Annotated in this window: 6 protein-coding genes; 4 read left to right on the forward strand and 2 right to left on the reverse strand. The window is 71.6% G+C overall.

Going from position 1 to position 5,760, the window contains the following annotated elements; genetic code table 11:
- The first annotated feature begins 234 nt into the window (after nt 1-234).
- Together PKE44_RS13960 and PKE44_RS13965 are read left to right on the forward strand one after the other, a co-directional pair.
- On the forward strand, nt 235-1,035 hold the full coding sequence (locus PKE44_RS13960) for a hypothetical protein (RefSeq protein WP_324552221.1): 801 nt from the start codon (nt 235-237) through the stop codon (nt 1,033-1,035).
- A complete protein-coding gene (locus tag PKE44_RS13965) occupies nt 1,032-1,931 on the forward strand; it encodes a DUF72 domain-containing protein (RefSeq protein WP_324552223.1) in 900 nt (299 codons plus the stop codon). The genes PKE44_RS13960 and PKE44_RS13965 overlap by 4 nt, the downstream gene beginning before the upstream one ends.
- Nucleotides 1,932-1,986: 55 nt before the next feature.
- Here the strand turns inward: PKE44_RS13965 and PKE44_RS13970 are convergent, their stop codons facing one another.
- Together PKE44_RS13970 and PKE44_RS13975 are read right to left on the reverse strand one after the other, a co-directional pair.
- Nucleotides 1,987-2,808, reverse strand: a complete 822-nt coding sequence (locus PKE44_RS13970) for a metallophosphoesterase (protein ID WP_324552225.1) — start codon at nt 2,806-2,808, stop codon at nt 1,987-1,989.
- On the reverse strand, nt 2,805-3,767 hold the full coding sequence (locus PKE44_RS13975) for a diacylglycerol kinase family protein (RefSeq protein ID WP_324552227.1): 963 nt from the start codon (nt 3,765-3,767) through the stop codon (nt 2,805-2,807). The genes PKE44_RS13970 and PKE44_RS13975 overlap by 4 nt, the downstream gene beginning before the upstream one ends.
- A 56-nt stretch (nt 3,768-3,823) precedes the next feature.
- Here PKE44_RS13975 and PKE44_RS13980 point away from each other — a divergent pair, with 56 nt between their 5' ends.
- Both PKE44_RS13980 and PKE44_RS13985 read left to right on the forward strand, forming a co-directional pair.
- Nucleotides 3,824-4,576 carry a phosphatase PAP2 family protein gene (locus PKE44_RS13980; RefSeq protein ID WP_324552229.1) on the forward strand — a complete coding sequence of 251 codons (753 nt, stop codon included), beginning with the start codon at nt 3,824-3,826 and terminating at the stop codon, nt 4,574-4,576.
- Between the two features lie 167 nt (nt 4,577-4,743).
- On the forward strand, nt 4,744-5,535 hold the full coding sequence (locus PKE44_RS13985) for a carbonic anhydrase family protein (RefSeq protein WP_324552231.1): 792 nt from the start codon (nt 4,744-4,746) through the stop codon (nt 5,533-5,535).
- Nucleotides 5,536-5,760: the final 225 nt, after the last annotated feature.

A 5,760-nucleotide genomic window follows, 5' to 3' on the forward strand; every position in this document is an offset into this window, starting at 1 on the left:
GGGCGACGGCGAGCGCCTCGCCGTGCAGGCGGCCGCGCGACTCGGCGAGATACGGTGCCATCGCCGCCGGATCATCGAGCCAGCCGGAGGCATCGACGACGGCGCGCAGGCGGGTGAGGGTGTCGAGGTCGGAGTCCATGCTGCCGAGCTTATCGCGCCGCTGCCGGCGATTGCCGGGTGCGTGCGGCTGCGGCATCGTCGCCGGCCAGACCTGGTCACCATCGAGGCGCGTTCGTGTCCCGTCACCCCTGGTTCCTGTGCCGCGCCTGGGCTGCGATCGCCGGCGTCGCCTGTGCCGTGCTGCTGAGCGCGTGCACGACGCCGGTCCACGAAGGCTTCACCGATCCGTCCTTCACCTACCCGCTCGTGCGCAGCGGCGGCCTGCTGGTCGGCGGCGTCGCCTCGTCGATCGATCCGCTGCCGGCGCGCATCGCCGATCGCGAGGCCGAACTGCTGGCCGCGGCGATCCGCAGCGAGCGCCCCGGTCTGCCGGTGCAGACGGCCACGCTGGCCGATCCGCGCTTCGCCGCTGCCGGCCAGGCCGCGCGGCTGCAGGCGCTGGCGCGCGGTCCGCTGCCGCCCGAGACCTATGCGGCGCTGGCGCCGCTGCGCAAGGCCGGGCGCTTCGTGGTCTATGCGCGCCTCGAAAACGATGCGGTGCGTCAGGAGCACGACATCCGCGAGCACGACCTGCCCGATCCGATGCGCGAGGCGCGCGATCGCAAGGGCAAGCGCATCTTGGTGCCGCTGTACGACCGCGCCGAGCTGGTCGAATCGTTCACGACGCGGCGCGTCGTCGACGTGCGCTACACGGTGCTCGACCTCGATGCCCGGCGCGAGGTCTGGAGCGGGCGCATCGAAAAGTCCGCCGAAGCCTCGAACCGCGTCACGCTCGCCGAAGGCGAATCGGGCAGCTTCGGCTACGTCGCGCCCGCCGTGCCGCCGCCGGGCGCCTTCCCGCCGCCGCCGGTGGCCGGCCGGCTGATCGAGGCCGCGCACCGCGGCTTTGCCGAGAACCTGCCGGAGGCACCGTGACGGCGTTCGGGGCCGGCGACTGGCCGTACCGGCTCGGCTGCCCGGTCTGGGCCTCGAAGACCTGGAACGGCGGCTTCTACACGCCGGATGCCGGGCCGGGAGACTGGCTCGCGCAGTACTCGTCGGTGTTCGGCACGGTCGAGGGCAACGCCAGCTTCTACGGCCTGCCGGCGCCGGCGACCGTCGCGCGCTGGGCGCAGGACGCCGCACCGGGCTTCCGCTTCTGCTTCAAGGTGCCGCGCGCGATCACGCACGAGGCAAGGCTCATCGACTGCCGGGCCGCGACCGCGGAATTCCTCGATCGCCTCGCGCCGCTCGCAGCCCGCGACGCGCTCGGGCCGCTGCTGCTGCAACTGCCGCCCGACTACGGCCCCGACGGGCTCGCGCGCCTGCTCGACTGGCTGGATGCGCTGCCGGCCGGGCGGACGTGCGCGGTCGAGATGCGCCATCCGTGCTTCTACGACCGCAGCCCCGCCGAGCGGGCGCTGAACCGCGCGCTGCACGAGCGCGGCATCGACCGCGCGACCATGGACACGCGCGGCCTCTTCAGCGCCACGGACGCGGACCCCGCGACGCGCGAGGCCCGGCGCAAGAAGCCGCAGCTGCCGGCCCGCGCGCTCGCCCTCGGGCCGCGGCCGTTCGTGCGCTACGTCGGGCATCCCGTGCTCGCCCGCAACGGGCACTGGCTCGCGCAGTGGGCCGGGCAGTTCGCGACCTGGATCACGGAAGGCCGCGAGCCGTGGTTCTTCGCGCACATGCCGGATGATCGCGATGCCCCGGCGCTGGCGCGGGCCTTTCATGAGGAGCTGCGCTCGCGGATTGCGTCGCTGCCGGCCTTGCCGCCGTGGCCGGCCGGGCGCCTGCCGCAGCAGTCGGGGCTGTTCGGGGGGAACTGAAAACCGGACATTCCTTGCCCGGGTTTTGCCGGGACGGGCCGCGGGCACGACGCCGTCAGTGCGCGAGCGGCTCCCAGCCGTAGTCACCGCGGTGATAGTCGCGGCTCGTGACCGGCACGAAGTCGGTGCTGCGCTGCGAGCGGTGTTCGTAATGCACGACGCTCAGGTGACCGCCGGCGTAGCGCAGCAGGTTGAAGCCGTTGCCTTCGCTCGCGCGCCGGCGCGTCGAGGTCGCGGTGCCGGCATGCACGAGCAGCGCCCGGCGGCGGCTGGTGGCGAGCGGTTCGGCGAGTTCGTGCGCGGTGTGATGGAAATGCCCGGCCAGGAACACCTCGCCGCCGGCATCGACCAGCCGCCGGTACATGCGCGCGCCGCGTCCGACCGATTCGGCCTCGGGACCGGCCGTGAGCGGTGCCGACAGCGGGTGATGGCTGACGACGATCTTCAGCCGCTCGCGACCGGCGTGACGCAGGCGCTCGACGGCGCGCCCGACCTGCTCGCTGTTCAGCCGTCCGCCGTAGAAGGCCAGCGAGCGCGCGCTGTTGAGGCCGAGCACCAGCAGTTCGGCATCCTCATGCACCGGTTCGAGTTCGACGGCGATGTGCCGGCGGTAGCCGTGGTACGGCCACAGGAAGCGCGCCAGCGCGTGCCAGAGCGGCACGTCATGGTTGCCGGGCACGGCCAGCACCGGCGTGGCGAGGCCGGCCAGGAACTCGGCGGCCTCGCGGAACTGTTCGCTGCGCGCACGCTGGGTCAGGTCGCCGGAGACGATGACCAGATCCGGTTTCAGACTGCGCAGCGCCGCACCGAGGGCCGCGGATGCGGCCGGGTCGATGCGTCCGAAGTGCAGGTCCGAAACGTGCGCGATCGTCCTCATGCCGCCGGCTCCATGGTCGCCGGCGGTGCGTCGTCCTGCAGAGCCTGTGCGTCGTCTTCGATGACGGGGGCGACGCGCACCGGCAGCGCATCGGGCAGCCAGCGCACCACCAGCGGCGATTGCTCGTGGAAGATCTCGCCGTCGAGCACGAGGTTGATGCGTTTCCGGTGACGTTCGACCGTGACTTCCTGCGCGTGGAAGACCTCGATCGACTCACTGTCGGCGACATGACCGAACAGCGCGTGGCAGGTCGTCACCAGCACCTGCCAGCGCGTCATCGGTCGCAGCACGAACACGGCCAGACCCGACTCCGGCGTGTCGGCGCCGCCGACGCCGAGTTCGGCGTTCTGCAGCGGGTTGGCGCCGAAGTAGACCATCGAGCTGACCCGGCGCATCGCCTCGTCGCCGATGCCGAGCTTCAGCCGGTAGTGCGGATGCGGACGCAGCGCGGTGATCAGGCCCGAGATCGCCGCGACCAGCCGGTGACGGCCGATCAGGTTCTTGTGCCGCTCGCGCGCCTCGATCACCGAGCGGTACAGTCCGAAGCTCGCATGCACCAGAAACACCCGGCCGTTGGCGCTGCCGACGCTGATCGCAGTGGTTTGACCGTCGCGCACGATGCCCGCTGCGGCAAGCGGATCCTCGGGCAGGCGCAGCCCGCGTGCGAAGTAGTTGAAGGTGCCGAGCGGGATCACGCCGAGTTCGCTGCCCGGATGCGCGAGCACCGCGCCGGCAACGGCGTTGACGGTGCCATCGCCACCGGCGGCCACCATCAGCCGTGGTCCGTTCGCCATCGCCTTCGCCGCCATGGCGGGGATCTCGGCTCCCCGCCGGGGCTTGAGCCATTCGACCTGCCGGCCGCCGGCCGAGAGCGTGTCGAGGATGGACTGCGCCAGGGCCGGGTCACGGCGGGAACCGGAGCCGGGGTTCAGGATCAGGCTGATGGGTAAGGTATCCATGAGGGGCAGTGATAGCCGATGCCCGCAGCAAGTTCCGGCCCGAAGGAGTCCAGACGATGAATCCGAAGCTGTCCTCACCCGCCGCCCCGAAGCCCGATTCCGGTCCCGATGCCGATGACGGTGTGCTGCCGGCCGCGCTCGAACCGCTGCCGGGCGTGGACCCCGGCAGCAGCGTCGTGCGCGAGCCGTGGCGGCGCTACGCGCTGTACGGTCTCGCCGCGCTGGCGCTCTGGGGCGCGCTGTGGGTGCTGATGCTCGCAAGCGGTGCTGCCGATGCCGTCGATGCCCGCATCGGCGGCTTCGATCCGGCTGCGCCGCTGGCCGGCATGATGCGCGACCTGACCTCCTTCGGTTCGGCGACCTTCATCACGCTGTTCGCGCTCACCGGCTGGATCGTGCTGATGGCCCGGCGCCGCACCCGCGATGCGCTGCAGGTGGCGCTGGCCGCGGCCGGCAGCGGGCTGTGGGTCGAGACGCTCAAGCCCCTGTATGCGCGTGCGCGCCCCGATGCGCTGCCGGCGCTGACCGAATGGTTCAGCGCCTCGTTCCCGAGCGGGCACACGCTGATGAGCGCGGCGCTGTATCCGACGCTCGCCGTCGTGTTCGGCGCGACGCTGAAGCCGGCCGTGCGCCAGGCATGGTTCGCCGCAGCGCTGGCGCTGGTCGTCACCGTGGCGCTGTCGCGCGTCTACCTGCGCGTGCATTTTCCGACCGACGTGATCGGCGGCAGCGTGTTCGGGCTGCTGTGGGCCTGGGTCGCGCATCACGGCCTGCGGGCGCTGCTGCCGTACCGCGCGCCGATGGGCTGAGGCGCAGGCCGCAGCAGGGCCGGCCAGTGTGCGGTGCAGCATCGGCACGAATCCGCAACATCCGGTAAAAGCCGGAAATTCCGGTTGTTTCCCGACCGCTCCCCGCGGACTATGCGACGCCCGTCGCGCACGGGCATCCCGCATAAAACGAGGAAGGGGAGTCAAACATGAGCCTGTCGATCCATATTCCGAAAATCCTCGGTGCAGCGGCATCCGCGGCGCTGCTGGGCATGCTGCTCGCACCGAGCGGCAGCCACGCCGAGGATCATCCGGCCGGTCCGGCGCACTGGAGCTACGAAGGCCACGACGGCCCCGAACACTGGGCGACGCTCGATCCGAAGTACGCGACCTGCTCGGGCGGTCACAGCCAGTCGCCGATCAACATCAGCGACGTGCAGCAGTCCGGCCTGCCGCCGATCACCTTCGACTACCGCAAGGCGGCGGTCGATGACGTGAACAACGGCCACACCGTGCAGTTCCAGCTCGCCAACGGCAGCGCGATCACCGTCGCCGGCCGTCGCTACGAGCTGCTGCAGGCCCACTTCCACGAGCCGAGCGAGCACACCGTCAACGGCAAGTCCTATCCGGCCGAGGTGCATTTCGTGCACCGCGACGCCAACGGCGCGCTGGCCGTGGTCGGCGTGCTGATCGCCGAAGGCACGGCGAACCGCACGCTGTCGACGATGTGGGCCTACCTGCCGAAGGCGGCCGGCGAGACGCAGCAGGGCGGCAAGTCGAGCGGCTTTGATCCGGCCGGCCTGCTGCCGAAGAAGCGCGAGTACTACACCTACTCCGGCTCGCTGACGACGCCGCCGTGCACCGAAGGCGTGACCTGGCTGCTGATGCAGCAGCCGATCACCGCGTCGAAGGCGCAGATCAGGCAGTTCGGCGAGCTGTTCGCGATGCACCCGACCAACCGTCCGGTACAGCCGCTGAACGGGCGCGTCGTCGCCCGCTGAGGCCTTGCCGGCCTCCCGGCCGGTGCGCGTTGACAGCGCCGGCCGGCGGCGGGCATACCGCACGGACCTTCGCCGCCGTGCCGGGCCTGCCGCCATGTCCTTCCGCATTCCCGATTCCCTGAGCCTGCGACGCATGCCGCGCGGGCTGGCCGCGCTGCTGCTCGCCGCCGCGCTCGCCGTGCCCGTGCAGGCGCGGGCCGATGTCGCCGAAACCGTCCTGCCGGC

Origin of the sequence: Plasticicumulans sp. (genome assembly GCF_035331805.1) — a bacterium.
Lineage (GTDB): Bacteria > Pseudomonadota > Gammaproteobacteria > Competibacterales > Competibacteraceae > Plasticicumulans.

Bases quoted from the DNA above. Each gene is read 5' to 3' on its own strand.
- PKE44_RS13970 (WP_324552225.1), bottom strand. From the start codon at position 2,808: ATGAGGACGATCGCGCACGTTTCGGACCTGCACTTCGGACGCATCGAC.
- PKE44_RS13975 (WP_324552227.1), bottom strand. From the start codon at position 3,767: ATGGATACCTTACCCATCAGCCTGATCCTGAACCCCGGCTCCGGTTCC.
- PKE44_RS13980 (WP_324552229.1), top strand. From the start codon at position 3,824: ATGAATCCGAAGCTGTCCTCACCCGCCGCCCCGAAGCCCGATTCCGGT.
- PKE44_RS13985 (WP_324552231.1), top strand. From the start codon at position 4,744: ATGAGCCTGTCGATCCATATTCCGAAAATCCTCGGTGCAGCGGCATCC.